The 24,935-nt window shown below is 73.8% G+C and carries 27 protein-coding genes and 1 pseudogene; 15 read left to right on the top strand and 13 right to left on the bottom strand.

Going from position 1 to position 24,935, the window contains the following annotated elements; translation table 11 throughout:
- Positions 1-57: 57 nt before the first annotated feature.
- From ACTMTB_RS05800 to ACTMTB_RS05790, 3 genes are all read left to right on the top strand, one after another.
- Entirely contained in the window at positions 58-186 is a 129-nt protein-coding gene (locus tag ACTMTB_RS05800) for a DUF4244 domain-containing protein (RefSeq protein WP_208418639.1), read from the top strand.
- Positions 183-551: a TadE family type IV pilus minor pilin gene (locus tag ACTMTB_RS05795; protein WP_441143004.1), complete on the top strand. Its 369-nt coding sequence runs from the start codon at positions 183-185 to the stop codon at positions 549-551. The genes ACTMTB_RS05800 and ACTMTB_RS05795 overlap by 4 nt, the downstream gene beginning before the upstream one ends.
- A gap of 107 nt (positions 552-658) precedes the next feature.
- The gene (locus tag ACTMTB_RS05790) at positions 659-979 is read left to right on the top strand and encodes an Rv3654c family TadE-like protein (protein WP_441143002.1); all 321 of its coding nucleotides are present in this window, start codon (positions 659-661) and stop codon (positions 977-979) included.
- A gap of 71 nt (positions 980-1,050) precedes the next feature.
- On the opposite strand, the gene ACTMTB_RS05785 is transcribed toward ACTMTB_RS05790, so the two are convergent.
- The 3 genes from ACTMTB_RS05785 to ACTMTB_RS05775 form a co-directional block, all read right to left on the bottom strand.
- Positions 1,051-1,629 carry a hypothetical protein gene (locus ACTMTB_RS05785; RefSeq protein WP_441143000.1) on the bottom strand — a complete coding sequence of 193 codons (579 nt, stop codon included), beginning with the start codon at positions 1,627-1,629 and terminating at the stop codon, positions 1,051-1,053.
- A gap of 47 nt (positions 1,630-1,676) precedes the next feature.
- The gene (locus tag ACTMTB_RS05780) at positions 1,677-1,883 is read right to left on the bottom strand and encodes a hypothetical protein (RefSeq protein WP_357995582.1); all 207 of its coding nucleotides are present in this window, start codon (positions 1,881-1,883) and stop codon (positions 1,677-1,679) included.
- A gap of 145 nt (positions 1,884-2,028) precedes the next feature.
- A complete protein-coding gene (locus ACTMTB_RS05775) occupies positions 2,029-4,542 on the bottom strand; it encodes a DEAD/DEAH box helicase (protein WP_441142996.1) in 2,514 nt (837 codons plus the stop codon).
- A gap of 140 nt (positions 4,543-4,682) precedes the next feature.
- Between ACTMTB_RS05775 and ACTMTB_RS05770 the strand changes: the two genes are divergently transcribed.
- The 3 genes and pseudogenes from ACTMTB_RS05770 to ACTMTB_RS05760 all read left to right on the top strand — a co-directional run.
- Complete coding sequence (locus ACTMTB_RS05770) at positions 4,683-5,039, top strand: STAS domain-containing protein (protein ID WP_088959229.1); 357 nt, start codon at positions 4,683-4,685, stop codon at positions 5,037-5,039.
- Positions 5,036-5,473: an ATP-binding protein gene (locus ACTMTB_RS05765; RefSeq protein WP_441142994.1), complete on the top strand. Its 438-nt coding sequence runs from the start codon at positions 5,036-5,038 to the stop codon at positions 5,471-5,473. The genes ACTMTB_RS05770 and ACTMTB_RS05765 overlap by 4 nt, the downstream gene beginning before the upstream one ends.
- Positions 5,474-5,792: 319 nt before the next feature.
- A pseudogene (locus ACTMTB_RS05760) lies at positions 5,793-6,716 on the top strand (sodium/proton-translocating pyrophosphatase); the annotation flags it as partial.
- 181 nt (positions 6,717-6,897) lie between these two features.
- Here the strand turns inward: ACTMTB_RS05760 and ACTMTB_RS05755 are convergent.
- Positions 6,898-7,569: a DedA family protein gene (locus ACTMTB_RS05755; RefSeq protein WP_441142992.1), complete on the bottom strand. Its 672-nt coding sequence runs from the start codon at positions 7,567-7,569 to the stop codon at positions 6,898-6,900.
- A 214-nt stretch (positions 7,570-7,783) separates the two neighbouring features.
- Entirely contained in the window at positions 7,784-8,392 is a 609-nt protein-coding gene (locus ACTMTB_RS05750) for a DUF1349 domain-containing protein (protein ID WP_441142990.1), read from the bottom strand.
- A gap of 95 nt (positions 8,393-8,487) precedes the next feature.
- On the opposite strand from ACTMTB_RS05750, the gene ACTMTB_RS05745 reads away from it, so the two are divergent.
- Both ACTMTB_RS05745 and fabG read left to right on the top strand, forming a co-directional pair.
- Entirely contained in the window at positions 8,488-10,140 is a 1,653-nt protein-coding gene (locus ACTMTB_RS05745; protein WP_441142988.1) for an alpha-amylase family protein, read from the top strand.
- Between the two features lie 157 nt (positions 10,141-10,297).
- Positions 10,298-11,056, top strand: coding sequence for a 3-oxoacyl-ACP reductase FabG (fabG, locus tag ACTMTB_RS05740; protein ID WP_154942235.1), 759 nt, complete (start codon positions 10,298-10,300; stop codon positions 11,054-11,056).
- Positions 11,057-11,172: 116 nt separating this feature from the next.
- On the opposite strand, the gene ACTMTB_RS05735 is transcribed toward fabG, so the two are convergent.
- Positions 11,173-11,589 (bottom strand): hypothetical protein, encoded by a 417-nt coding sequence (locus ACTMTB_RS05735; RefSeq protein WP_441142986.1) that lies wholly within the window; start codon positions 11,587-11,589, stop codon positions 11,173-11,175.
- The gene (locus ACTMTB_RS05730; RefSeq protein ID WP_441142984.1) at positions 11,582-11,977 is read right to left on the bottom strand and encodes a hypothetical protein; all 396 of its coding nucleotides are present in this window, start codon (positions 11,975-11,977) and stop codon (positions 11,582-11,584) included. Before ACTMTB_RS05730 ends, ACTMTB_RS05735 begins: the two co-directional genes overlap by 8 nt.
- 169 nt (positions 11,978-12,146) lie before the next feature.
- Here ACTMTB_RS05730 and ACTMTB_RS05725 point away from each other — a divergent pair, with 169 nt between their 5' ends.
- The 3 genes from ACTMTB_RS05725 (at position 12,147) to erm (ending at position 14,581) form a co-directional block, all read left to right on the top strand.
- The gene (locus tag ACTMTB_RS05725; RefSeq protein ID WP_441143996.1) at positions 12,147-13,046 is read left to right on the top strand and encodes a Gfo/Idh/MocA family protein; all 900 of its coding nucleotides are present in this window, start codon (positions 12,147-12,149) and stop codon (positions 13,044-13,046) included.
- A gap of 327 nt (positions 13,047-13,373) precedes the next feature.
- Positions 13,374-13,496: a hypothetical protein gene (locus ACTMTB_RS05720; RefSeq protein WP_255540576.1), complete on the top strand. Its 123-nt coding sequence runs from the start codon at positions 13,374-13,376 to the stop codon at positions 13,494-13,496.
- A 230-nt stretch (positions 13,497-13,726) separates the two neighbouring features.
- Complete coding sequence (gene erm, locus ACTMTB_RS05715) at positions 13,727-14,581, top strand: ErmE/ErmH/ErmO/ErmR family 23S rRNA (adenine(2058)-N(6))-methyltransferase (protein WP_441142981.1); 855 nt, start codon at positions 13,727-13,729, stop codon at positions 14,579-14,581.
- On the opposite strand, the gene ACTMTB_RS05710 is transcribed toward erm, so the two are convergent.
- Entirely contained in the window at positions 14,535-14,726 is a 192-nt protein-coding gene (locus ACTMTB_RS05710; protein ID WP_210778133.1) for a DUF2795 domain-containing protein, read from the bottom strand. The two genes, erm and ACTMTB_RS05710, sit on opposite strands and share 47 nt — an antisense overlap.
- 140 nt (positions 14,727-14,866) lie before the next feature.
- Here ACTMTB_RS05710 and ACTMTB_RS05705 point away from each other — a divergent pair, with 140 nt between their 5' ends.
- A complete protein-coding gene (locus ACTMTB_RS05705) occupies positions 14,867-16,123 on the top strand; it encodes an erythromycin esterase family protein (protein ID WP_441142979.1) in 1,257 nt (418 codons plus the stop codon).
- Positions 16,124-16,146: 23 nt separating this feature from the next.
- Here the strand turns inward: ACTMTB_RS05705 and ACTMTB_RS05700 are convergent, their stop codons facing one another.
- From ACTMTB_RS05700 to ACTMTB_RS05690, 3 genes are all read right to left on the bottom strand, one after another.
- Positions 16,147-18,330, bottom strand: a complete 2,184-nt coding sequence (locus ACTMTB_RS05700) for an MMPL family transporter (protein WP_441142977.1) — start codon at positions 18,328-18,330, stop codon at positions 16,147-16,149.
- Positions 18,331-18,343: 13 nt separating this feature from the next.
- Positions 18,344-18,904: a TetR/AcrR family transcriptional regulator gene (locus tag ACTMTB_RS05695; RefSeq protein WP_441142975.1), complete on the bottom strand. Its 561-nt coding sequence runs from the start codon at positions 18,902-18,904 to the stop codon at positions 18,344-18,346.
- A gap of 77 nt (positions 18,905-18,981) precedes the next feature.
- Positions 18,982-19,593: a PadR family transcriptional regulator gene (locus tag ACTMTB_RS05690; protein ID WP_441142973.1), complete on the bottom strand. Its 612-nt coding sequence runs from the start codon at positions 19,591-19,593 to the stop codon at positions 18,982-18,984.
- Between the two features lie 57 nt (positions 19,594-19,650).
- Here ACTMTB_RS05690 and ACTMTB_RS05685 point away from each other — a divergent pair, with 57 nt between their 5' ends.
- Positions 19,651-20,898 carry an FAD-dependent oxidoreductase gene (locus tag ACTMTB_RS05685; RefSeq protein WP_441142971.1) on the top strand — a complete coding sequence of 416 codons (1,248 nt, stop codon included), beginning with the start codon at positions 19,651-19,653 and terminating at the stop codon, positions 20,896-20,898.
- Here ACTMTB_RS05685 and ACTMTB_RS05680 read toward each other — a convergent pair.
- Entirely contained in the window at positions 20,852-21,220 is a 369-nt protein-coding gene (locus ACTMTB_RS05680) for a winged helix-turn-helix transcriptional regulator (RefSeq protein ID WP_179801629.1), read from the bottom strand. The genes ACTMTB_RS05685 and ACTMTB_RS05680 overlap by 47 nt on opposite strands.
- A gap of 99 nt (positions 21,221-21,319) precedes the next feature.
- Here ACTMTB_RS05680 and ACTMTB_RS05675 point away from each other — a divergent pair, with 99 nt between their 5' ends.
- Positions 21,320-22,762: an MFS transporter gene (locus tag ACTMTB_RS05675; RefSeq protein WP_441142968.1), complete on the top strand. Its 1,443-nt coding sequence runs from the start codon at positions 21,320-21,322 to the stop codon at positions 22,760-22,762.
- On the opposite strand, the gene pdxR is transcribed toward ACTMTB_RS05675, so the two are convergent.
- Positions 22,702-24,108, bottom strand: coding sequence for a MocR-like pyridoxine biosynthesis transcription factor PdxR (pdxR, locus tag ACTMTB_RS05670; RefSeq protein WP_441143994.1), 1,407 nt, complete (start codon positions 24,106-24,108; stop codon positions 22,702-22,704). The two genes, ACTMTB_RS05675 and pdxR, sit on opposite strands and share 61 nt — an antisense overlap.
- Before the next feature lie 53 nt (positions 24,109-24,161).
- Between pdxR and ACTMTB_RS05665 the strand changes: the two genes are divergently transcribed.
- Positions 24,162-24,923: an isocitrate lyase/PEP mutase family protein gene (locus ACTMTB_RS05665; RefSeq protein WP_441142966.1), complete on the top strand. Its 762-nt coding sequence runs from the start codon at positions 24,162-24,164 to the stop codon at positions 24,921-24,923.
- The last annotated feature ends 12 nt before the right edge of the window (positions 24,924-24,935 follow it).

The raw sequence follows: 24,935 nt of genomic DNA, 5'->3' as shown, positions 1-24,935 counted from the left end.
TCGAGAAGGGACACACCAGTGCGCAAACTCCTCGCCCGGCTCCGGGGGGACGCCGGGATGAACACCGCCGAGTACGCCGTCGGCACGCTCGCCGCGGTCGCCTTCGCGGGCATCCTGCTCAAGGTGCTCACGTCCGGCAACGTGCAGTCCGCCCTGACCGCGGTCATCGACCGGGCGCTGAAGTGAGCCGGCGCCGGCCGGCCGGCCGTGACCGGGGTTCGTTCACCGCCGAGTTGGCGGCCGGCCTGCCGGCGCTGCTCCTGCTCCTGCTCGCCGGTCTCACCGCGGTCGACGCGGTCACCACGAAGGCCGCCTGCCTGGACGCGGCCCGGGAGGCGGCACTCGCCGCCTCCCGGGGCGAGAGCGGCGCGGCGGCCGGGGTGCGGATCGCGCCACCGGGAGCGGACGTCTCGGTGACGGTGGATGGCGACCGGGTCACCGTGACGGTGCGGGCGCCGGTCCGGACGCTCGGCGCCCGCCTGCCCCGGATCACCGTGGCGGCCACCACGGTCGCCGCCGTCGAGCCGGGCTCCCCGGCGGCGCACCCGTGACGCCCGCGCGATCCGGCCCTGTGGTGACGCGGGGGCGGTCCGGGCTTCCCGGCGGCGCAGCCGTGCCCCCGAGGCGACCCGGTGCGTCCGACCGGGGTGGGGCGACGGTGTGCCTGCTCGTCGTCGGCCTGGTGTTCGTCCTGGTCGGGGTCTTCGGCGCGGCGATCGGCACCGCCCGGACGGCTCGGCACCAGGCCCGGGTCGGTGCCGACTTCGCGGCGCTCGCCGGGGCGGGGCGAGCGCTGGACGGTGACGGGGTGGCGTGCGCGGCGGCGGCCGAGTTCGCCCGGGCCAACGGCGTAATCCTGGCCGGTTGCCAGTTGGACGGCCTCGACGTGCTGGTGAACGTGGAGGTGCCGGTCACCCCGCTTCCCGGCTTCCACCGGGTGGCCACGGCCACCTCCCGCGCCGGCCCAAGCCGGGACTGACCGAGCCCGGCCGTGTGGCGGCAAGCCGGCCGGGCGCGCGCCCGCAGGACGCGCCCCGGCCGGTCAACTGGTCAGCGGCCCTGGAGCGCGTCCAGCCCGATCGCCATCGCGATCACCAGGCGGCGGTCCACCTGCGGGTTCTGCACCTCGACGACGTACTTGTCGCGCAGGCCCCACTTCTTGACCACAGTGAAGACCGGCTGGCCCTCGGCGACGAAGTCGAAGTGGTACGGCAGCCAGGAGAGCGAGTCCACGAACCGGCGCAGCAGCGCCACCGGCATGCTCCGCTCCTGACCGGTGATCTGCGGCAGGCCGGGCTGCTCGACGTGCCAGGTCGAGCGCAGCAGCGACTGGGCGAAGTCCTTGCGGAACAGCCCGACCGAGTTGCCGGCCGCGTCGGTCACGTCGTACGTGGCGCCGAGGTCGAGCCGCTGCCGCGCCTTGAAGCCGAGCAGGGGCTGCTGCTTCGAGTCGTCGGTGTAGATCGTGACCTGCTCCTTGAAGGCGAGCCGCTTCTGCTGCGCGAAAGCCAGCAGCTCTCCCTCGGTGCCGTCCGGGGCCACGGCGCGGACCTCGTACTGGTTGACCATCATCCGGATCCGCTGCCGGACGTGGAACTGGTGCTGCGTCTGCAAGTTGTCGAGCTGCATTGAGGTCTCCTCCGAAGTGTGCGCCGGAGTCTCGCACAACCAGCGGCTCAGCGTCCGCCCTCGACCGTCGCCTTCAGCGCCCAGGCGTTGAGCACCTGGTGGATCCCGCGCAGCCGCTCGTTGATCTGTTCGAGGCGTTCCGCCTGCGCCAGGCTGGCCAGCGCGGCGCCGAGGGCGATCTGCTGGTCGGGGGTGAGTTTCTCCTGGTCGATCGTATAGAGCAGGTCGACGGTCTCGGCGATGGTATCGGCCACGGCTCCTCCTCCGGTGCGGAAACGACGGGTCGGCTGGTGTGCTGAGCGCCGCCGGAGGATGGGGCAGCCACCCATGGAAGCGCTCCCATACATCAATGCCCACCTGTCGTGCGGGTCATGCGTGCATCCCGGAAAGCGGAAGGCCTCAGCTCGGGGGAGCGACGTCGGCGTCCGCGCCGGCCCGGTCGTCCTGGCGCGGCAGGAGCGGTGCGGCCGAGGCGTGAGCGGCCGAGGCGGCCGGCAGGTCCGCCGCCACAGGCGCACCCGACGCGGCCGGAACGAGGCCATCGGGCAGGGCCAGCGCCGGCTCGGCGTCGCGGGGCAGGTTGGCGAGCACCACGTCGAGCACCCGGACGGCGTCCGGCTTGGAGAGCGGGTTGTTGCCGTTGCCGCACTTCGGCGACTGCACGCAGGACGGGCAGCCCGCCTCGCAGCCGCACTCGGCGATCGCGTCCCGGGTGGCGCCCAGCCAGGCCGCCGCCGTCCCGTACGCCCGCTCGGCGAAGCCCGCCCCGCCCGGGTGGCCGTCGTAGACGAAGACGGTCGGGGCCTCGGTGTCCGGGTGCACGGCGGTGGAGAGCCCGCCGATGTCCCATCGGTCGCAGGTGGCCATCAGGGGCAGCAGTCCGATGGCGGCGTGCTCGGCGGCGTGCAGCGCCCCCGGGACGTCGGCCGCCTCCACCCCGGCGAGAGCCAGCGACTGCGGGGAGAGGGTGAACCAGACCGCGACGGTACGCAGTTCCCGGGCCGGCAGGTCCAGCGGTCGGGTGTCAATCACTTCCCCGGAGGCGATCCGCCGCCGCTGGTACGACACCACCTGGCTGGTCACGTCCACCTCGCCGAGGAAGAGCCCGACCGGCCCGGCATCCACGTAGGAGCGCACCGACACCACCGACAGCGAGGTGACGTCGCGGGCGTGGGTGGACCAGTCCGGCTCCTCGGCGTGCACCAGCGCGCACCCGTCGGCCAGGTCCAGCGAGTCGACCACGTACGAGACGCCCTGGTGCAGGTAGACCGCGCCGGGGTGGATGAGGAAGTGCGAGGAGCCGCCGTCGACGGTGCCGAGCAGCCGCCCGGTCGAGGCCTCCACCACGCAGACCGGCGCGCCGCCCTCGCCGCGCAGGTCCACCTCGGGCCGCTCCCGGTGTCGCCAGTACCAGCCGGTCGGCCGCTGCCGCAGCGCCCCCGCCACGACCAGTTCCTCCACGGCCTCCTTCGCCCCCTCGCCGAAGAGGTCCAGGTCGGCCGGGGTGAGCGGGGCCTCCGCCGCCGCGCAGGCGAGCTGCGGGGCGAGCACGTACGGGTTGGCCGGGTCGAGCACGGTGGCCTCGACCGGCCGCCCGAACAGCGCCTCCGGGTGGTGCACCAGATAGGTGTCGAGCGGGTCGTCCCGGGCCACCAGCACCGCCAGCGCCTCGTCGCCGGAGCGGCCGGCCCGGCCGGCCTGCTGCCAGAGCGACGCCCGGGTGCCCGGCCAGCCGCAGATCAGCACCGCGTCCAGGCCGACCAGGTCGACGCCGAGTTCCAGCGCGTTGGTGGAGGCGAGGCCGAGCAGGTCGCCGTGGAGCAGGGCGCGTTCCAGTTCGCGCCGCTCCTCGCGCAGGTAGCCGGCCCGGTAGGCGGCCACCCGGTCGCCGAGCCCGGGCACCGCCTCGTCGAGCGCTCGCCGCGCGTTCGCCGCCACCACCTCGGCGCCCTTGCGGGAGCGGACGAAGGCCAGCGTGCGTACCCCCTCGGCGACGGTGTCGGCGAGCAGGTCCGCGGTCTCCCGCAGCGCCGACCGGCGGACCGGCGCGAGGTCCGCGACCTCTCCCGAGGAATCGGGGAGCAGCGGCGGCTCCCAGAGCGCGAAGGTCACCCCGCCGCGCGGCGAGGTGTCCTCGGTGACGGCCGCCACCGGCAGGCCGGTGAGCCGCCCGGCCGCCGTCGCCGGGTCGCCCGACGTCGCCGAGGCCAGCACGAAGACGGGGGTACGGCCGTACTTCGCGCACTGGCGGCGCAGGCGGCGCAGCACGTGCGCGACGTGCGAGCCGAACACGCCCCGGTAGGTGTGGCACTCGTCGATCACCACGTACGCCAGCCGGCGCAGGAAGCCCGACCAGTGCGCGTGCCCGGGGAGGATGCCGTGGTGCAGCATGTCCGGGTTGGTCAGGACGAAGCGGGAGTGCCGGCGGATCCACTCCCGCTCGGCGCGCGGGGTGTCCCCGTCGTAGGTGGCGGGGCGTACCCCGTCGAGTTCCAGGCCGGCGACGGCGCGGAGCTGGTCGGCGGCGAGCGCCTTGGTCGGGGCCAGGTAGAGCACGGTGGCCCTGGGGTCGGCGAGCAGGTTGGCCAGCGCGGGCAGCTGGTAGGCCAGCGACTTGCCGGACGCCGTGCCGGTGGCCACCACCACGTGCTGCCCCGCGTACGCCAGCTCGGCGGCCTCGGCCTGGTGCCGCCAGGGCGCGACCACGCCGCGTCGGGCGAACGCCGCCCGCAGGTCCTCGGGAGCCCACTGCGGCCAGGGGGCCGGCTCGCCGGGTCGGGCCGGGACCCGCTCGACGTGGGTGACCGGATCGTCGCCGTGCCGGGCGCGCAGCCGGCGCAGCAGGTCGCCCGGCGCCGCCGTCGGCGGTCGCCCGGGGCCGGGACCTGCGGATACGGTGGCTGCGGGATTCACGTCCTGCACTCTCGCACTGGTGTTCGGAGGTGAACAACTCCGGGCGTGGGTAAGAGGAAGCCTCCGCCGGTGACCAGAGGCCGTCGTGGCGGGGATGGTTAGATGCCCAGGAGAGTTTACGGCTCTCGGAGGAGGGACTGATGGAGCTGTCGCTGGCGACCCGCACCGTGGGGGAGCACACGGTGCTCGAGGTCGGCGGTGAGGTGGACGTCTATACCGCCCCCCGCCTGCGCGAACGGCTTCTCGAGCTGATCGACGGTGGCTCCCGGCGGGTGGTCGTGGACCTCGGCCGGGTGGACTTCCTCGACTCGACCGGTCTCGGCGTGCTGGTCGGCGCCCTCAAGCGGCTCCGCTCGGCCGGTGGCTCCTTCGCCCTGGTCTGCGACAAGGAGCCGCTGCTCAAGATCTTCCGGATCACCGCCCTGGACCAGGTGTTCCCGCTGCACCCCACGGTCGAGGCGGCGATCGCGGCGGACCCCACCGGCGCCGGCGCGTGATGGCGACGGTCCGACTCTCCTTCTCGCCGGCTCCGGTGCACGTGCGCACCGCCCGTCTGGTCGGCGTCGCGGTGGCCCGCCGGGCCGGGGTGCGCGAGAACCTGCTCGACGAGGTGCGGCTGGCCATCGGTGAGGCGTGCACCCGCGCGGTCGCGTTGCACCGGCAGTACGGGCTGCCCGACCCGGTGCTGGTGGAGATGTCCGACTCCGGGGCGTACTCGGTGCGGGTGGTGGACCGGGCGCCGATCGAGGCCGGCATCGGGCTGGCCGCGTTGAACGCCGACGACCTGGCCAACGAGGCGCTGACCGACGAGGCGCTGACCACCGGCGTCGGCTTCGCCCTGCTTGCCGGTTTCGTGGAGGACCTCCAGGTTCGTCCGGTCGACGAGGGCGTCGGCACCGAGGTCCGGATGGTGTGGCCGGTCGGCCGCTGACCTGCGCACTCTGCGTCTACGAGGCCGCGACCCTTCGGGGTCGCGGCCTCGACGTGCTGATGGCCTCCTATATCAGATTTTTCCTCATAACACAGTTACGAAGATCATCCGGACACGGTGTCCCCCGGATGTGACCTCCAACACTGCGCGGGGCTACAGTACCGGGGTTGTCAGCAAGTGCTCCTTCCCGCAACCAGCGGGTATGTGCGTTCATCGCTGGTCCGGTGGGGTGGGTTGGCGCGCCTGCGCAACCGCATCCAGGCGTCGGGTCAGTGCGTCCGCTGGCCGGCGCGACAGTGTTCGGTACAGGAGGACATAGATGTCCGGGACCTTGGCCGCCGAAGGCGGCGCGCTGTCCCTTTCCGGAGGAAACCTGACGTACGTCGTCATCGCCGCGGTGATCGCGCTGGTGGCACTCGTCTTCGCCGCCGCCTTGACCAAGGCCGTGCTGGCAGCCGGTAAGGGCACCACCAACATGCAGGAGATCTCCGGAGCGGTACAGGAGGGCGCCTCCGCCTACCTGCTCCGGCAGTTCAGGACGCTGGCGATCTTCGTCGTCGTCGCCGTCGTGCTCCTCTTCCTGCTCCCGGTGCACGACACCGACGGCAGCGAGCTGGCGGTGAAGCTCGGCCGGTCGGCGTTCTTCGTGGTCGGTGCCCTGTTCAGCGCGTCCATCGGTGGCGCCGGCATGTGGCTGGCCACCCGCGCCAACCTGCGGGTCGCCGCGGCGGCCCGCGAGGCGCAGGGCGGGCGCGAGGCCGCCATGAAGATCGCCTTCCGCACCGGCGGTGTGGTCGGCTTCCTCACCGTCGGGCTCGGCCTCTTCGGCGCCGCGATGGTCGTCCTGCTCTTCAAGGGCGACGCGCCGACGGTGCTGGAGGGCTTCGGCTTCGGCGCCGCCCTGCTGGCCATGTTCATGCGGGTCGGCGGCGGCATCTTCACCAAGGCCGCCGACGTCGGCGCCGACCTGGTCGGCAAGGTCGAGCAGGGGATCCCCGAGGACGACCCGCGCAACGCGGCCACCATCGCGGACAACGTGGGCGACAACGTCGGCGACTGCGCCGGCATGGCCGCCGACCTGTTCGAGTCGTACGCGGTGACCCTGGTCGCGGCGCTGATCCTGGGTCGCGCCGCGTTCGGCGAGGACGGCCTGGTCTTCCCGCTGATCATCTCCACCATCGGTGTCCTCGTCGCGATCGTCGGCGTCTTCATCACCCGGCTGCGCGTCTCGGACCTCTCCGGCCACCTGGACGCAGATCCGGGACTGGGCCAAGGCCCGCGGCCTGTCCCGCTTCACCTTCTGGTCGGTCAACCGGGACCGCCCCTGCCCGGGCGGGGGAGTGGTCTCCAACTGCTCCGGCATCGCCCAGAACACCTGGGAGTTCACCTCGATCACCGCGAAGTACTGAGCGACGGCGTCGCGGTCAGCGACCGGCGGTCACCGACTGCCGGTCGCGCCGCGCCCGCCGCTTGCGGACCTTCTTCACCACCCAGCTCGCGATCATGACGGTGAAGACGGCGAAGATCGCGTAGTTGAACCAACTGCTGTACCGGTCGACGTCCTCCCAGCGCGACCCGAGCGCGTAGCCCAGCCCCACGATCAGCGTGTTCCACACCCCGCTGCCCAGCGTGGTCAACAGGACGAACTCACCCAGCGGCATCCGGTTCGCCCCGGCCGGGACCGACACCAGGCTGCGGACCACCGGCACCACCCGGCCGATCAGCACCGCCCACCGGCCGTACCGCTCGAACCAGCGGTCGGCCTTCTCCAGGTCGTCGGAGTCCACCAGCGGGAGGTGGTCCAGCCAGCGCTTGAGCCGTTCCTCGCCGAGCGCCGCGCCGAGCCAGTAGAGCACCAGCGCGCCGAGCAGCGAGCCCACCGTCGCGGCGAGCACGATCACCACCGGGTGGAAACGGCCCGCACTGGCGAGGTAGCCGGCCATCGCCAGCACGACCTCGCTGGGGATCGGCGGGATGATGCTCTCCAGGGCCACCAGCAGCGCGACCCCGACCGCGCCCAGCGAGTCGATGACGCTCGCCACCCAGCCGGTCAGCCCGGTGAACTGGTTCGGGTCGACGTTCTGGGCTAGAGCCATGGGCGTCCTTCCGAGAGCTGCCGGGATCGGAGAGTCGTACCCGCGCATCCGACCCCCACACCTGCCGGTGACCCGCCCCACTGACCATCCGCTCAGGCCCGGTCCGCCCGCCGACCTGCCCGCCGGCCCGCCCCGTTTGCGGCGTGTGGGGGTGTCCGGCACCCGCGACACCGCGACACGCCGCAAATCGTGGGTCTGCTGGGGGCCGGGCAGGTCAGGTCGAGGGGTGCAGTTGGCGGTCGGCCGGGCCCTGGCGCCAGCCGGTGAATCGGACGGTCAGCCCGGACCGGGTCGGCGAGCAGCAGAACGGACCGGCGGACGCCGCCGCCTCCGGGGCGAGCGGGGCGAGCCGGACCAGCCGCCACGGCTCGTCGTCCACCCGGGCCCGGACGGTGAGCGCGTCGCCGTCCCGGCTGACCCGGACGGTGACCTCCCGCCCGGCCCACTCCGGCACCGGCGCGACCGACCAGTCGGAGACCTCCCGGGTGACCACCGCGCCGAGCTGCGGCTCGCCGTCGCTGACCTCCACCCCGGCCTTGACCCAGTTCCGCTCGTCCACCCGGACCAGCACCCCGGCCTGGTCGAACTGCTCGCCGTAGTCCAGCCGGAAGCTCACCTCGACGGCGCTGCCGCCGGGCAGCGGGGCGAGCAGGGCGGGCCCGTCGTCGTGCACGAACCCGTAGCCGGTGTGCCGCCAGAAGTCACTCTCCGCGCCCGGCTCCACCAGCAGGTCACCCGCGTCGGTCCGCTCGACCCGCACCGGCTCGCGCAGCCAGCGACCGTCGGCCCAGTCGACGTCCCGCAGCGTCTCGTCCTCGCCCATGCCGGCACCGTACCCGTCCGGACGGCGCCGATCCGAGGGCCGGCGGCGACGGCCTCGCGTTTGCCGGGACGGCCGATCGGAGACATAAGGTCGGCATGGGTGACAGGTGGTACTCCGAGGCCGTCGTCTACTGCCTCGACATCGACACGTACGCGGACTCCGACGGCGACGGGGTCGGTGACATCCGAGGGCTGATCGGCCGGCTGGACTACCTGGCCCGGCTCGGGGTGACCTGCCTGTGGTTGCACCCGATCCACCCGTCGCCCAACAAGGACGACGGCTACGACGCCACCGACTTCTACAACGTGGACCCCCGCTTCGGCACCCTCGGCGACTTCGCGGAGCTGCTGCACCAGGCGCAGAACCGGGGCATCCGGGTGATCATCGACCTGGTGGTCAACCACACCTCCGACGAGCACCCCTGGTTCCAGTCCGCCCGCTCCTCGCCCGACTCGCCGTACCGGGACTGGTACGTCTGGTCCGACACCGAGCCGGACGACCGGCACCAGGGCATGGTCTTCCCCGGCGAGCAGAACGAGACCTGGAGCTACGACCGCACCGCCAAGGCGTGGTACTACCACCGGTTCTACACGTTCCAGCCGGACCTCAACTTCGCCAACCCGGAGGTCCGCGCGGAGATCAAGAAGGTGATGTCGTTCTGGCTCCAGCTCGGCGTCTCCGGTTTCCGGATGGACGCGGTGCCGTTCATCATCGAGCTGACCGAGCCGGGCAACCCCAACTCGCCCAAGGACTTCGAGTTCCTCACCGAGCTGCGCCAGCACGTGCAGTGGCGGCGCGGCGACGCGGTCCTGCTGGCCGAGGCGAACGTCGAGCCGGACCAGCTGCCCACGTTCTTCGGCGACAGCGGCGGCTCCGGCAACCGGATCCACATGCTCTTCGACTTCATGCTCAACGGCCGGCTCATGCTGGCCCTGGCCCGGCAGGACCCGGAGCCGGTGATCGAGGCGCTGCGGGACACCCCGGCGCTGCCCGCCGGCGGCCAGTGGGCCACCTTCCTGCGCAACCACGACGAGATCGACCTCTCCCGGCTCACCGCCGAGCAGCGCAACCAGGTGTACGCCGAGTTCGGCCCGGACGAGGACATGCGGATCTACGACCGGGGCATCCGGCGCCGGCTGGCCCCGATGCTCGGCAACGACCGCCGCCGCATCGAGTTGGCGTACGCCCTCCAGTTCTCGCTGCGCGGCACGCCGGTGCTGCGCTATGGCGAGGAGATCGGGATGGGTGAGGACCTGTCGCTGCCCGGCCGGGAGGCCATCCGCACCCCGATGCAGTGGTCGTTCAAGCCGAACGCCGGGTTCTCCACCGCCGACCCGGAGAAGCTGGTCCGGCCGGTGATCGACAAGGGTGAGTTCAGCTACGAGAAGGTCAACGTGACCGCCCAGCGCCGTGACCCGAAGTCGCTGCTGGCCTGGTTCGAGCGGATGATCCGTACGCTGCGCGAGGCCCCCGAGATCGGCTCGGGTGCGACGACGCACATCGACGTGCCGATGCCGGCCGGGGTGCTGGCGCACCGCGCTGACGGTCCGACCGGGACGATGGTCTTCCTGCACAACCTGGGCACCGAGGACGTCGAGGTCGACCTGAGCGTGCTCGCGCCCGAGGCGGACCTGCCGAATGACGTCCTCTCCGACCGCGGGTACGGCGAGGTGGGCAAGCTGGACAACCTCAAGCTGGCCGGCTACGGCTACCGCTGGATCCGGCTCTGCCGGGGCGAGGCCGTCTGACCCTCCCGACCGACCTCCGGCCGGGCCCGGCGGTGTCCGATGTGCTCAGGAGCCGGCCCGCGTCCGGGGGCGCGGACCGCCGTTGCGGGCCGGTCCGGGTGGGCGTACCCCTGGGTTAAGCTCCTTCGATCGACCCACAAGTTACCGGGAGGTAATCATGTCGGAGGAGCCCCGCGTCGCCATCGTGACCGGAGCCGCGCGCGGCATCGGCGCGGCCACCGCCCGCCGGCTGGCCGCCGACGGCATGGCCGTCGCCGTGGTCGACATCGACGAGTCGGCGACGAAGGAGACCGTGGACGCGATCGCCGCCGACGGCGGCCGGGCACTCGGGGTCGGCGCCGACGTGTCCGACCGGGCCCAGGTCGAGGCGGCCGTCGAGCGGATCGCCGCCGAGCTGGGCGGGCCGACCGTCCTGGTCAACAACGCCGGCGTGCTTCGCGACAACCTGCTGTTCAAGATGACCGACGCCGACTGGGACACGGTGCTGGGCGTGCACCTGCGCGGCGCGTTCCTGTTCAGCCAGGCCGCCCAGAAGCACATGGTCGACCGGAAGTGGGGCCGGATCGTCAACCTCTCCAGCACCTCCGCGCTGGGCAACCGGGGCCAGGCGAACTACTCGGCGGCGAAGGCCGGCCTCCAGGGCTTCACCAAGACGCTCGCCATCGAGCTGGGCCCGTTCGGCGTGACGGTCAACGCGGTCGCGCCGGGCTTCATCGTCACCGACATGACCGCCGCGACCGCCGCCCGGATGAAGGTCGACTTCGAGGCGTTGCAGCAGCACGCCGCCGCGGAGATCCCGGTCCGCCGCTGCGGCCGCCCGGAGGACGTCGCCCACACCATCTCGTTCCTCGCCAGCGAGGGCGCGTCCTTCGTCTCCGGCCAGGTCATCTACGTAGCCGGCGGCCCCAAGGACTGACCCCTACCCCCCCCGCACCACCAAATGGCCACTCTTTCCGAGAAAGAGTGGCCATTTCGGCTTCCAAGGCCACGCTTTCTCCGAAAGTGCGGCCGCAGGCCGGGGGTCGCGCGGGGTCAGGTGGGGGTGTGGCGGGTGCGGTAGAGCCAGAGGAGGCCGAGGATGGGCAGGACGAGCGGGATGTAGCCGTAGCCGCTGCCGAATCCGGACCAGACCGTCTCGTCCGGGAAGAGTTCCTTGTCGACCAGGCTCAGCAGGCCCACCCCGACGACCCCGGCCAGCTCCACCGAGCAGCAGGCGAGCGCGACCCGGCGGCCGGCGTGACCGGCGCGGGCCAGCCCGACGGCGGCGACGATGTAGATCACCGCGGCCAGCGCGGAGAGCAGGTACGCCACCGGCGCCTCGTCGAACTTCGTGGCGATCTGGAGCCCGGCCCGCGAGGTCGCGGCGATCGCGAAGAGCAGGTAGACCGCGATCAGCAGCCGACCCGGACCCTTGTTCGTGGCCGGCGCGGAGGTGCGGGTCTCAACCACCGAGGACCTCCCAGGTCTGCTGGAGCCGGACCACGACCACCGGGGTGACCAGGCAGATCGCGCAGACGATCGCCGAGCCCCAGCGGGTCGGTTCCATCCTGGCCAGCACCCAGGCCAGCGGCGGCAGGCAGACCAGCGTTACCAGGTAGCCGAAGAAGGCGCCGGGCTCGCCCGGCCGCTCGCCGCCGCTCAGCGCGACCAGCGCCGCCACCGCCAGCGCGAGCAGCGCCACCTCCAGCACCGCCAGGCCGACGAACTGGAGCCGGTCCGGCGCGCGGTGGCGCAGCGTCGCCACCAGGCTCCAGAGCGCGAGTACGAGCGACAGCACGATCGTTGCCGTCGCGAGGATCCCGTCCACCGGCGAGCCGGCTGAGGCTGCGCTGGTCATCGCGGGCACACCGTCCCAGTCTCGGTCACCGGCACAGCCTACTAACCGTCGTAGTAATCGCCCTCGCCCCGGTCACTCGGCCAGGTCGGCCGGACGTGCCCGGCCGGGGACGACTAGGTTGGATCACGCCACGGCACCGCCGTGGCGGACGACGACACCGGGGGTACTCGTGCTGCGGTTCGGCTTGTTTGGCACCGGTCACTGGGCGGCGGAGACGCACGCCGCCGCGATCGACGCGCACCCGCGCGCCGAACTGGTCGGGGTCTGGGGACGCAACCCGGAGCGGGCCGCCGAGCTGGCCGACCGGCACGGCGTACCGGCGTTCGGCGACGCCGACGCGCTGCTGGACGAGTGCGACGCGGTCGCCGTGGCGCTCCCGCCCGACATCCAGGCGGACCTCGCCGTACGCGCCGCCATCGCGGGCCGGCACCTGCTGCTGGACAAGCCGCTGGCGCTCACCCTCGCCGACGCCGACCGGGTGGTCGCCGCCGCCCAGCAGTCCGGGGTGGCCTCGGTGGTCTTCTTCACCCAGCGTTACCACCCGAACGTCACCGCCTTCCTCGCCTCGACCGCCGCTGCCGGCGGCTGGCAGCACGCGCGGGCGACCATGTTCGCCTCGATCTACCAGCCCGGCAGCCCGTACGGCGACTCGCAGTGGCGAATCGAGCACGGCGCGCTCTGGGACATCGGTCCGCACGCGCTGTCGATCATCCTGCCGGTGCTCGGCCGGGTCACCCGGGTGGCCGCGATGAACGGCCCGAGCGGCCTGGTCCACCTGCTGCTCACCCACGTCGGCGGCGCCACCAGCGCGATCTCGCTCACCCTGGACGCGCCTCGTGAGGCGACGACCCGCGACTTCGTCTTCTTCGGCGAGAACGGCACCGAGACGGTGCCGCCGGGCGACGGCGACGCCATCACCGCCTTCGGCACCGCGATCGACCAGCTCCTCGAAGAGATCGACGCCGGCACCCGGGACCACCGCTGCGACGTGCGCTTCGGTCGCGAGGTGGTGGAGATCCTGTCCGCCGCCGAGGTCGCCCGCGCCGAGGGCCGCACCGTCGAAATCTGAGCCCTTCCCGGGTCCGGCCGGTCGCTGACCCCGGCCGCTGTGCCGGCCGGGCGTGTCGTCGGTCCAAGGGCATATGAGTCCTGAGCGATATACCTCTGAGGCATAAATATGCCTCAGAGGTATATCGCTCGCTGTGGAGAGTGGGGGCGGACGCTACCCTCCGTGGCCCCGGGGCCGGGCGAGCCGCCGACAGCCCGCCGGCCCGCAGCCGGCAACCTCGGTGGCGACTCGGCGAGTCGAACAGCCAGGTGACCGGTGGATGGCGACGACCCGGACGGTTCCGGAAACCCCTCGCGGCGCGACCGGCCCGCCGCTAGCCTGGCCGACATGTTCACGCACGCCCTGATCGACGTGGCCGCCGCGCCGGCCGTGCGGGGCCTCCTCCTGGTTGCCCGCCCGCGAGTCCGGCGCCCGGCCCTGGCCGGCCGGGACGCCCACCGCCGCGCCTGACCTGACCTCCGCACCGTCGCCGACCCGTCCACCGACCGGGGTCGGTGCGGTCGCGTCGCACCCGGCGCCGCCATGCCGCTGACCGCTGACACCTCGCGGTCGGCGGGCGCACCTCCGCGTCCCACGCCGAATCTCCAGGGTCGTCCGAGTCCCGATCCACTCGGACAGGCCCGCCGTGCGCGCTGCCTGTCCGTACCCGTCGCCGACCGGCGACAGACAGGACGATTCCCGTGGCGCCCCGCCGACCCCGCACCACCGCACGCGACCGGTCCCGTCGCGTACTGTCCCAGAACTTCCTGACCGATCCGGCCGCCGTCGCGCGGCTGGTCCGGGCCGCCCGGCCCGGCCCCGACGACCTGCTGCTGGAGGTCGGTGCGGGCCGGGGTCAACTGACCCGTCCGCTCGCCGTCCGCTGCGCGCGGCTGGTCGCCTACGAGGTGGACCCGGCCGCCGCCGGTGACCTGGCCGCCCTCGCCGCCCAACTGCCCCAGGTCAGCCACCGGCAGGAGGACTTCCTGGCCGCACCGCCGCCGGACGAGCCGTTCTCCGTGGTCGGCAACATCCCCTGGTCGCTGACGGCCGCGGTGGTCCGCTGGTGCCTGGCCGCCCCCGGGTTGCGGGCCGCGACGCTGCTCACCCAGCTGGAGTACGCCCGCAAGCGCACCGGCGACCACGGCCGGTGGAGCAGGCTGACCGTGCTCACCTGGCCGGAACACCACTGGCGGCTGGCCGGGCGGGTGCCCCGTGCCGCGTTCCGGCCGGTGCCCGGCGTCGACGGCGGGATCCTGCGGGTCGAGCGCCGCCCCGAGCCGCTGCTGCCCCCGGCGGCGCTGCCGGCGTACCGGAGGATGGTCGAGCTCGGGTTCGGCGGCGCCGGCGGCTCACTCGCCGCCTCGCTGCGCACGGCGCACCCGCGCGGCCGGGTGGACGGTGCGCTACGGGCCGCCCGGCTCGACCCGGCCACGCCGGTCGGGCTGGTCTGGCCGGAGCAGTGGCTGGTCCTGTTCCGTCTGCTGCATGCCCGCGACCCGCGCGATCTCAGGCGAGCGTGGCCAGCGCCTCGTGCAGCTCGGCGGGGTCGTTGAACTGTTCGACGGGCAACGCCCGCAACATCTGCAACAGCTCGGTGCTGGCCCCGTTCTCCTGACCCCAGCGGACCAGGTCCTCACGGGAGACCGGGTAGTCGAGCCCGGCCAGGTAGTCCTGCAACTGCGCCCCGGTGACGGTCATGCCGCCCGGCTACCCGTCCTGCGCGCCGGCACACCGCAATCGGCGGAAGTGACCGGTTCCAGGGGTGAGACCGGGACGCCCGTCGACGCCCGCGGCCACGGGCGGCGGTTTGGTCGCCGGCCCGCCGGGTAGCCGCGCACATGCTGGTTCAGCGGCTCGGCGCGCCGAGCGACTTCGATCCGTTGCTGGCGCGTGTCGGGGACGCCCGGGTGGTGATGATCGGCGAGGCGACGCACGGCAACTACGACTACTACCGGCTGCGCGAGCAGCTCACCCGCCGGCTCATCGCCGAGCACGGCTTCTCCTTCGTGGCGGTGGAGGGCGACTGGCCGGACTGCGACCGGGTGAACCGGTCGGTGACCGGCGCGCCCGGCGGCGCCGCCGACCCGCGGCTCGCGCTGGAATGCTTCGAACGCTGGCCCACCTGGATGTGGGCGAACGCCGAGGTGAACCGGTTCTGCCGCTGGTTGCGGGCCTGGAACATGGAACGCCCGGCGGGGGAGCGGGCCGGCTTCCACGGGTTGGACGTCTACAGCCTGTGGGAGTCGATGCAGGCCATCTTCGACTACCTCGGCGAGGAGGACCCGCAGTCGCTGGAGGCGGCGCAGGAGGCCTACCGCTGCTTCGAGCCGTACGGCAAGCAGGTCGAGGAGTACGGCGCGGCCAGCCGGTTCGTCTCCGCGCGCTGCGAGGAGGAGGTGGTACGCCTGCTGGCGCGTACCCGGGCACACGCCGCGGCGGACGGCCCGGACGCCTTCGCGGCCTGGCAGAACGCGGAGGTGGTGGCCGGCGCGGAGCGCTACTACCGGGCGATGGTGCGCGGCGGCCCGGAGTCGTGGAACGTGCGGGACATCCACATGACGGACACCCTGGACCGCCTGCTGGAGCACTACGGCCCCCAGTCGCGGGGGATCGTCTGGGCGCACAACACGCACGTGGGAGATGCCCGGGCCACCGACATGGCCGCCGACGGGCTGGTGAACATCGGCCAGTTGGGTCGGGAACGGCTGGGCCGCGACGGGGTCGTGCTGGTCGGCTTCGGCGGCTACCGGGGGACGGTCGTCGCCGCGCCGCGCTGGGGTTCGCCGGCCGAGGCGATGGTGGTGCCGCCGGCCCGGGAGGGTTCGGTGGAGCGGCGGCTGCACGAGCTGATGCCGGAGCGCGCGGTGCTGGTCTTCGGCGGTGCGGACGAGCCGGAGTGGATCACCGGCACCGCCGACCACCGGGCGATCGGGGTGGTCTACGATCCGACCTTCGAGTCCTGGGGCAACTACGTGCCGACCCGGCTGGCCGAGCGGTACGACGGGTTCATCTGGTGCGACGAGACCACCGCGCTGCATCCCTTGCCGGCGCTGAGCGCGATGGGTGAGATGGAGACCTACCCGGCCGGCGTGTAGGCCGGCCGGGCAGGCCCCGTCCGTCAGGCGTCGACCGGTTCCCGGTCGAGGTGGGCGCGCAGCCCCTCACCCTCGATGTCCACGTTGGGCAGTGTCCGGTTCAGCCAGCGGGGCAGCCACCAGGCCGTCCGGTCGAGCAGCGACATCACCGCCGGCACGATAGTCATCCGCACCACGAAGGCGTCGATGGCGACGCCGATCGCGAGCGCGAAGCCCATCGACTTGATCACCGGGTCGTCGAGGAAGACGAAGCCGCCGAAGACCGAGATCATGATCAGCGCGGCGGCGGTGACCACCCGGGCGCCGTGGCCCATCCCGTTGATGGTGGCCTGGCGCGGGGTGTCGCCGTGCACAAAGTCCTCCCGCATCCGGGAGACCAGGAAGACCTCGTAGTCCATGGCGAGTCCGAACAGGATGCCGATCAGCAGGATCGGCAGGAAGCTGATCAGCGGGCCGGGGGTGTCCAGCCCGACCAGGTCGGCCAGGTGCCCCTGCTGGAACACCGCGACGGTGATGCCGAAGGTGGCGGCCACGGTGAGCAGGAAGCCCAGCGCCGCCTTGACCGGCACCAGGATCGAGCGGAACACCAGCATCAGCAGCAGGATCGACAGCCCGACGACGAGCAGCAGGTAGACCGGCAGCGCGTCGGAGAGCTTCTCGGAGACGTCGATGCCGATCGCGGTGACGCCGGTGAGCAGCACCTCGGCGTTGCCGATCGAGCCGACGCCGTCGCGGATGTCGTGGACCAGCGTCTCGGTGGCCGCGTCGGTCGGCCCGGTCCTGGGGATGACGCCGAGCAGCGCCGTCCGGCCGGAGGGGTCGACCTGCGGCGGGGCCACGGCCAGCACGCCCTCGGTGCGCTGGATCAGCGCGGTGACCTGCGGTACGGCGGCCGCGGTGTCCTGCGGGGAGTCCGAGGTGACCACCACGGCGAGCCGGCCGGTGAAGCCGGGCCCGAAGCCCTCGCGGATGACGTCGCTGCTGACCCGGGCCGCGCTGCCCTCGGGCGCGGTGGCCGCGTCCGGCAGGGCCAGCCGCATGTCCTGCGCCGGCAGCGCGAGCAGCCCGAGGCCGAGCAGGCCGACCAGGATGACCGGGATCCGCAGCTTGGTGACCCAGTGCGCCCAGCGGAAGCCGAAGCCGGAGCGGTCCTCGGCGGGCGGGGTGTCGCCGGCGGCCGGCGCGGCGTCGGCCCGGCGCAGCCTGCGGGGGAGCACCTTGCGGCCGGCGAAGCCGAGCAGCGCCGGCTGGAGGGTGATCGCGACGAGCACCGCCACGGTGACGGTGCCGGCGGCGGCCAGACCCATCACGGTGAGGAAGGGGACGTTGACCACGGCCAGGCCGGCCAGCGCGATGACCACGGTGGCGCCGGCGAAGACGACGGCGGAGCCGGCCGTGCCCACCGCCCGGCCGACCGCCTCGTCCGGCTCCAGCCCGTCGAGCAGGTTCTGCCGGTGCCGGGAGGTGATGAAGAGCGAGTAGTCGATGCCGACGGCCAGGCCGAGCATCAGGGCCAGGATGGGTGCGGTGCTGGTCAGCTCGACCACGCCGCTGAGCGCGAACAGGCCGGCCATGCCGACGGCGACGCCGATCAGGGCGTTGAGCATGGTCATCCCGGCGGCGACCAGCGAGCCGAACGTGATGATCAGGACGATCGCGGCGACCAGCACGCCCAGCGCCTCGGTGGAGCCGACCTCGGGCTCGGTGTTGAGCACCTCGCCGCCGGGCGCGACCTGCCAGCCCTGCGCCTCGGCCTGCGCGCCGACCTTCTCGTACGCCTCGCGCTGGTCGTCGGTGACCTCGTCGGCGCCCGTCGCGAACTGCACCTGCACCAGGGCGTACCGGCCGTTGGGGGAGACCGCCTGGACCTGGAACGGGTCGACGGCGCCGACCACGCCGGGCAGGGTCGCGGCCTCCTGCACGACGCCCTTGACCACCGCCTGCCCCTCGGGCGTGGCGAGCCGGCCGTCGGCCGGCGCCTTGACCGCGATGGTCCCGGTGGCGCCGCTGGCCGCCGGGAACCGCTCGGCCAGCAGGTCCAGCGCCTGCTGCGACTCGGTCCCGGGCATGGTGAAGTTGCTCGCCGTCGGGCCGCGCAGGGTCGCCGCGGCGAGGCCGAGGCCGACGAGTACGACGAGCCAGACAGCGACGACGAGTCGCCGGTGGCGCAATGAGGCCCGGCCGAGCCGGTACAGCAGGGTCGCCATCAGATCCTTGTCCTCATTCGGGGTTGGGTGGGTCGAGCGGTGCGAGCGCCCGGGTGGCGATCGCCAGCAGGGCGGGGCGCAACTCGTCGTCGGGCACGTCGACGAACTCGGCGCACGCCTCCGGCACCCCGGCCAGCACGACCATCGCCGCGATCCGGCCGCCCGGGCCCTCGCAGTGCCCGGCGAGCGCGTCGAGCAGCCGTTCGGAGATGCGCTGGACATGGGCGAAGGCCGGTTGCGCCAGCAGTTCGGGGAACTCGCCGCGCAGCAGCGCGATCTCCCGCCGGAAGCGGACCGCGAGGTCCACGAAGCCCTCGGCGGCGGCGCGCTGGGCGGCGGCGCCGTCGAGGGCGGCGATCCGCTCGTCGAGCTGGCGCAGCACCTCGATCGGCCTGGCCATCAGCTCGGCGAGCAGGGCTTCCTTGTTGGCGAAGTGGTAGAGCACGGCCGCCTTGGAACAGCCCACCGCACGGGCGATGTCCTGCAACGAGGTGCCCTTGTAGCCGGTCACCGCGAACCGCCGTGCCGCCGCGGCAAGGATCTCGCCGTGGGTCTGCGGGGTCGTCCGTGCCATGCGTTCCAGCATGCCTGACCGATCGGTCAGAGCCTGACCGATCGGTCAGACGCATCGGGTGGCGTTCGCCACACCGGTCACTCCCCGGCGCCGTCCGCCCCGCCGGTCCAGCCGGCCAGCCACTCGCCGGACCAGGTCAGCGTCCCGGCGCGCAGGTCGCCGGCGAGGCCGCGGACCCAGTCCAGCTCGGTGCGCAGCAGTGCCAGCCGGTACTCGTCCTCGACCAGGAAGAGCCGCGGTAGGTCGACCCGGGCGAGGACGGCCTCGCGTTCGCGCAGCCGCGCGGCGAGGGTCTCGGCGCGTCGTTCGAGCTGCCGGGCCGCCTCGGCCGGTGGCAGCAGCGGCAGGAAGGAGAGCGCGGCGGGGAACTCGGGAAACTCGCGCGCCGGGGTGGCCAGCGCCTTGACCAGCCAGCCGTCCAGCGTCCGCCGGCCGGCGTCGGTCAGCTCGTAGACCGTGCGTTCCGGCCGCCGCTCGTCCCGGGCGGTGTGGCTGACCCGCACCAGCTCGTCGCGCCGCAGCCGCTCGATGGCCTGGTAGATGCTGTTGCGCTGCGCGACGTTGACCACGTCCTGCTTCTCGCGCTCCTGGATGAGCTGCTGCATCCGGTACGCGTGCATCGGCTGCTCGACCAGGAGGGCGAGCACCATCATCGCCAGCGGTGAGTGGCGGTGTGCGCGGGCGGCCATGGCCTCACCTTAGGTGACGGCCTTCCCCATCATAGTCATTCTATGTATAGTCATGGCATGACTAAAGCATTGATCATCGGCGGTGGCATCGCCGGCCCGGTCGCCGCCCTCGCCCTGCGCCGCGCCGGCATCGACTCGGCGATCCACGAGGCGTACGAGCGGGACGCCGTCGGCGTGGGCTCCTTCCTGACCCTCTCGGTCAACGGGATGGACGCGCTGCGGGCGATCGGCCTGGACGCGCTGGTCGCCGGGCTCGGCCACCCGACTCCCCGGATGGCGATGTTCAACCACCAGGGCCGCCGGCTGGGCGAGTTCGGCACCAGCGGCACCCGTACCCGGGGGCGGGGCAGCACCACGGTGCGTCGGTCCGACCTCTACCGGGCGCTGCGTGACGAGGCCGCCCGGCAGGGCGTACCGATCGTGCACGGCGCCCGCCTGGTGTCGGCCGAGTCGACCGGGGTGGGGGTAACGGCCCGGTTCGCCGACGGCCGGAGCGCCGAGGGTGACCTCCTGATCGGCGCGGACGGGCTGCGCTCGCGGACCCGGGAGATCATCGACCCGGCGGCGCCCGCGCCCCGCTACGTCCCGCTGCTCAACGCCAGTGGCTTCACCCGCGGCCTCGGGCTGCCCGGCGAGCCGGGCGTGATGAACATGGTCTTCGGTCGGCGGTGCTTCTTCTGCTGGATCCCCGTGGGCGACGACGAGATCTGGTGGTTCGCCAACCCGCCCCAGCCGGCGGAGCTGACCCCGGATCAGCTCGCCGCCATCGGCCCGGAGGAGTCACGCGCCCGGCTGCGCGCCCTCTTCGCGGACGACGCCGGCCCGGCCCTGCGCATCGTCGAGGCCACCGACCGGATCCGGTACGGCTGGCCCACCTACGACCTGCCGTCGCTGCCCGTCTGGCACCGCGACCGGATGATCGTCATCGGCGACGCGGCGCACACCGCCGCCCCCTCCTCCGGTCAGGGCGCGGCGATGGCGTTCGAGGACGCGGTGACGCTGGCCCGGTGCCTGCGCGACCTGCCCGACGTGCCGGCCGCCTTCACCGCGTACGAGCGGCTGCGCCGGGAGCGGGTCGAGCGGGTGGTGGCGCAGGGGCGGCGGAACAGCGGCACCAAGGCCGCCGGTCCGGTCGCCCGGCTGGTGCGGGACGTCGCCCTGCCCCTGTACGCCAGGCGGATGGCGAAGACCGGCGGCGCCTCCCTCGCCTGGCTGTACGACCACCACGTCGAGTGGGACGCGCCGGTCGCCGCCGGAGTCACTGCGCCGCGTGCTCCCGGTCGTACGCGGCCCGCGCCTCGCTGATCGCCCCGCGGTGCCGTTCGGCCCAGTCGGTGAGCGCCACCAGCGACTCGTAGAGCTCCAGGGCCATCGGGGTGGCGGTGTACTCCACCTTCGGCGGCACGGTCGGGTACACCCGCCGGTGCAGCAGGCCGTCCCGTTCCAGGTTGCGCAGGGTGAGGGTCAGCATCCGCCGGCTGATCCCCTCCACCTGCCGTTCCAGTTCGGTGAAGCGGACCGGCCCCTTGGCGGCCGCCACCAGGATGCCGATGCTCCACTTGCCACCGACCCGGTCCAGCGCCTCGCGGACGGTGCAGGCGCGGGCCTGGGCGCGTCCGATGGACACACAGCTGTTCCCCTGGGACACCAAAGTGCCTCCTTCCGCTCGGTCTGATGGTCACAGACGATGGCCTTGGTAACAAACCGTGCACCAAGGAGGACGTCGATGACGAACCGATGGGCGGCGCTGCTCGTGCTCTGCGCCGGCAGCCTGATGATCATTCTGGACGGGAGCATCGTCGCGGTGGCCCTGCCCGCCATCCAGCGCGACCTCGGCTTCGCCGCCGCCGACCTGCCCTGGGTGGTCAACGCCTACCTGGTCGCGTTCGGCGGGCTGCTGCTGCTCGCCGGGCGGCTCGGCGACCTGGCCGGCCGTCGGCGGGTGTTCCTCGCCGGGGTCGCCCTGTTCACCCTCGCCTCGGTGGCCTGCGCGCTGGCCGGCGACCCGACCACCCTGGTCGTCGCCCGGTTCCTCCAGGGCGCCGGTGGCGCGCTCACCACCGCGGTCGGCCTCGGCATGGTCGTCGGGCTCTTCCCCGCGCCCGCCGAGCGGGCCCGGGCCATCGCGGTGTTCAGCTTCACCGGCGCGGCCGGCGCCTCGCTCGGCCTGCTGGCCGGCGGGTTCCTCACCGAGCTGGCCGGTTGGCCGGCGATCTTCCTGATCAACCTGCCGATCGGCCTGCTCATCGTGGGCGGCGCCGCGCGGTGGGTGCCGGCCGACTCCGGCATCGGGCTGCGGGCCGGCCTCGACCTGCCCGGCGCGGCGCTGGTCACCGCCGGCCTGATGGCCACCGTGGTGGCGATCGTCGGCGCCGGCGAGCACGGCTGGACGTCCCCGCGCACCCTCGCCGCCGCGCTGCTGGCCGGGGCGCTGCTCGGGGCGTTCGCGCTCCGGCAGGCGGTCGCCGCCACCCCGCTGCTACCGCCCCGGGTGCTGCGCACGCCGGACCTGGTCGCCGCGAACCTGGTCCAGTTCCTCACCATCGCCGCGTTCTTCGGCTTCCAGTTCCTGCTGGCCCTGGAACTCCAGCTCGTGCTGGGCCTGGCGCCGGCCGCCACCGGGCTGGCCTTCCTCCCCACCCCGGTGGTGATCGCGGTGGTCTCGCTCGGCTTCGCCGGCCGGCTGATCGCCCGGTTCGGCGGCCGGGCGGTGCTGCTCACCGGGCTGGCGCTGGCCGTACCCGGGTTCCTGCTGCTGGCCCGGCTGCCGGTGGACGGCGACTACCCGACCGACGTGCTCCCGGCGATCCTCGTCTTCGGCCTGGCCGGCGGGCTGACCCTGCCCGCGGTCACCACCCTCGCCATGGCGGGCGCGGACCCGGCCGACGCGGGCCTCGCCTCCGGGCTGGCCAACACCACCCAGCAGGTCGGCGGCGCGCTCGGGTTGGCCGCGCTGGCCACCCTGGCCGCTCACCGCACCGACGTGCTGGGCGCCGCCGGCCGGGCCGGGACCGACGCCCTCGCCGCCGGCTACCGCGCCGCGTTCGCCGCCGCGGCCGCCCTGGTCACCGCCGCGCTGCTGGTCGCCCTGGTGGCGCTGCGCCGAGGTCAGGGCGGGATCGAGACGGTACGCAGCACCGTGGCCAGCTCGTCCAGCGCGGCCGGATAGCGGTGCGCGGGCGGGGTGGCGTACCCGACGACCAGCCCGGGCGGGCCCGCCCCGGGGCGGTGCCGGTGGGCGTCCAGCCCGGTCAGCGCCAGCCCCCGGGCGGCCGCGGCGGCCAGCACCTCCGCCTCGGTCGGCCCGCCCGGCGGCAGCGCGACGGTGGCGTGCAGCCCGGCGGCGACCCCGCCGACGGGCGTCAGCCCGGCCAGCCGGTCCAGCAGCAGGTCACGCCGCTGCCGGTAGCGGCGGCGGACGGTGCGCACCTGGCGGTCGTACCCGTGGCTGGTGATCAGGTCGGCGAGCGCGAGCTGCCCGACCACCTCGGTCTGCACGTCCAGGTGGCGCTTGGCCTCCACCACCGGCTCGACCAGCCGGGCCGGCAGCACCAGCCAGGCCAGCCGCAACGCCGGGCCGAGGGTCTTCGCCGCGGTGCCGACGTAGGCGACCTGCTCCGGGGCCATGCCCTGCACCGCGCCGACCGGCTGTCGGTCGTAGCGGAACTCGCCGTCGTAGTCGTCCTCCACCAGCAGGGCGGCGGCGTCCCGGGCCCAGCCGGTCAGCGCGTGCCGGCGGTCCGGGCGCAGCGTCACCCCGGTCGGGTACTGGTGGGCCGGGGTGACCACCACGGCCGCCACCTCGGCCAGCGCACCGGAGCCGAGCAGGTCGGTGCGGGCGCCGCCCTCGTCCACCGGCAGCGGGAGCACCCGGCCGCCCTGGCGGCGCACCACCTCGCGGTGGAAGGGCAACCCCGGGTCCTCCATCGCCACCGTCGGCGCGCCGGCGTCGGCCAGCACCGTGGTCAGCAGCACCAGCGCCTGGACGTATCCGCTGGTCACGACGATCCGCTCGGGGTCGGCCAGCACGCCGCGGGCCCGGCCCAGGTAGCCGGCGAGCGCGGCCCGCAGCTCGGCCCGCCCGCGCGGATCGCCGTAGCCGTACGCGCTCGCCGGGGCGACGGCCAGCGCCCGGCGGGTGGCCCGCAGCCAGGCGGTGACCGGGAAGGCACCCACGTCCGGGCTGCCCGGCCGCAGGTCGTACCGGGGCGCGGCGGGACCGGGCGGCGGCGTGGCGGCCGGCGGCCCGGCCTGCCGCAGCGGGCTCACCTCGGTGCCGGAGCCGACCCGGGCCACCAGCCAGCCCTCGGCGACCAGCTGGTCGTATGCGGCGCTGACGGTGCCCCGGGCCAGGCCCAGCTCGGCGGCGAGCGCCCGGGTTGCGGGCAGCCGCGTCGACGGCGGCAGCCGGCCGTCCCGGATGGCCGCGCGCAGCGCGCGTTCCAGCCCGGCCCGCCGGCCGCCGCTGGCGTCCAACTCCAGGTGCAGGTCGACGCCGAAACCGGCCCAGTCCATCGGCACGGGATTGGAGCTTAGGGGTGGGCCACCCGCCGGCCGAGAATCGACCCATGACGTCGACCCGTTCCGCCGCCGCGCTGCGTGCCCTGCACCGCCCCGGCGACCCGCTGATCCTGCCGAACGCCTGGGACGCCGGCTCCGCCCGCGCCGTCGCCGCCGCCGGCTTCCCCGCCGTCGCCACCAGCAGCGCCGCCGTGGCGGAATCGCTCGGCCACACCGACGGCGAGGCCACCCCGGTGGCCGAGATGCTCGCCGCGGTGGCCCGGGTCGTCGGAGCCGTCGAGGTGCCGGTCACCGCCGACCTGGAGCGCGGGTACGGCCTGCCGCCGGCCGAACTGGCCGAGCGGCTGCTCGCCACCGGGGCGGCCGGACTCAACCTGGAGGACTCCGAACCGGGTACCGGACGGCTGTGCGAGGTGGACGATCAGGCGGACCTGCTCGCCGCCGTCCGTGCGGCGGCCGGGCCGGACCTGGTGGTCAACGCCCGGGTGGACGTCTTCCTGCGCGCCGCCGGCGATCCGGCCCGGGCATTCGACGAGGCGGTCCGCCGGGCCGTTCGTTACCGCGCCGCCGGCGCCGACTGCGTCTACCCGATCCTGCTGGCCGACCCGGAGCTGATCGGGCGGTTCGTCGCGGCGGTCGACGGGCCGGTGAACGTGCTGCTGCGCCCCGGCACCCCCGGGGTCGGGGAGCTGGTCCGCCTCGGCGTGGCCCGGATCAGCCTCGGCTCCGGCGTGTACGCCGCGGCCCGGGCCCGGGCCGCCGGGATGCTCGACGTGCTGCGCGGCGGCGGCGACCCGTTCGCGGGCTGACCGCCGCGTCGG

The sequence above is a fragment of the Micromonospora sp. L32 genome (assembly GCF_052068055.1).
Taxonomy (GTDB): domain Bacteria; phylum Actinomycetota; class Actinomycetes; order Mycobacteriales; family Micromonosporaceae; genus Micromonospora; species Micromonospora purpureochromogenes.
The sequence above is the reverse complement of the archived record's forward strand: the minus strand, read 5'-3'. Positions and strand labels throughout refer to the sequence as shown.

Bases quoted from the DNA above. Each gene is read 5' to 3' on its own strand.
- ACTMTB_RS05800 (WP_208418639.1), top strand. From the start codon at position 58: ATGAACACCGCCGAGTACGCCGTCGGCACGCTCGCCGCGGTCGCCTTC.
- ACTMTB_RS05785 (WP_441143000.1), bottom strand. From the start codon at position 1,629: ATGCAGCTCGACAACTTGCAGACGCAGCACCAGTTCCACGTCCGGCAG.
- ACTMTB_RS05770 (WP_088959229.1), top strand. From the start codon at position 4,683: ATGGAGCTGTCGCTGGCGACCCGCACCGTGGGGGAGCACACGGTGCTC.
- ACTMTB_RS05755 (WP_441142992.1), bottom strand. From the start codon at position 7,569: ATGGCTCTAGCCCAGAACGTCGACCCGAACCAGTTCACCGGGCTGACC.
- ACTMTB_RS05750 (WP_441142990.1), bottom strand. From the start codon at position 8,392: ATGGGCGAGGACGAGACGCTGCGGGACGTCGACTGGGCCGACGGTCGC.
- ACTMTB_RS05745 (WP_441142988.1), top strand. From the start codon at position 8,488: ATGGGTGACAGGTGGTACTCCGAGGCCGTCGTCTACTGCCTCGACATC.
- fabG (WP_154942235.1), top strand. From the start codon at position 10,298: ATGTCGGAGGAGCCCCGCGTCGCCATCGTGACCGGAGCCGCGCGCGGC.
- ACTMTB_RS05730 (WP_441142984.1), bottom strand. From the start codon at position 11,977: ATGACCAGCGCAGCCTCAGCCGGCTCGCCGGTGGACGGGATCCTCGCG.
- ACTMTB_RS05720 (WP_255540576.1), top strand. From the start codon at position 13,374: ATGTTCACGCACGCCCTGATCGACGTGGCCGCCGCGCCGGCCGTGCGG.
- ACTMTB_RS05710 (WP_210778133.1), bottom strand. From the start codon at position 14,726: ATGACCGTCACCGGGGCGCAGTTGCAGGACTACCTGGCCGGGCTCGAC.
- ACTMTB_RS05705 (WP_441142979.1), top strand. From the start codon at position 14,867: ATGCTGGTTCAGCGGCTCGGCGCGCCGAGCGACTTCGATCCGTTGCTG.
- ACTMTB_RS05700 (WP_441142977.1), bottom strand. From the start codon at position 18,330: ATGGCGACCCTGCTGTACCGGCTCGGCCGGGCCTCATTGCGCCACCGG.
- ACTMTB_RS05695 (WP_441142975.1), bottom strand. From the start codon at position 18,904: ATGGCACGGACGACCCCGCAGACCCACGGCGAGATCCTTGCCGCGGCG.
- ACTMTB_RS05690 (WP_441142973.1), bottom strand. From the start codon at position 19,593: ATGGCCGCCCGCGCACACCGCCACTCACCGCTGGCGATGATGGTGCTC.
- ACTMTB_RS05685 (WP_441142971.1), top strand. From the start codon at position 19,651: ATGACTAAAGCATTGATCATCGGCGGTGGCATCGCCGGCCCGGTCGCC.
- ACTMTB_RS05675 (WP_441142968.1), top strand. From the start codon at position 21,320: ATGACGAACCGATGGGCGGCGCTGCTCGTGCTCTGCGCCGGCAGCCTG.
- pdxR (WP_441143994.1), bottom strand. From the start codon at position 24,108: ATGGACTGGGCCGGTTTCGGCGTCGACCTGCACCTGGAGTTGGACGCC.
- ACTMTB_RS05665 (WP_441142966.1), top strand. From the start codon at position 24,162: ATGACGTCGACCCGTTCCGCCGCCGCGCTGCGTGCCCTGCACCGCCCC.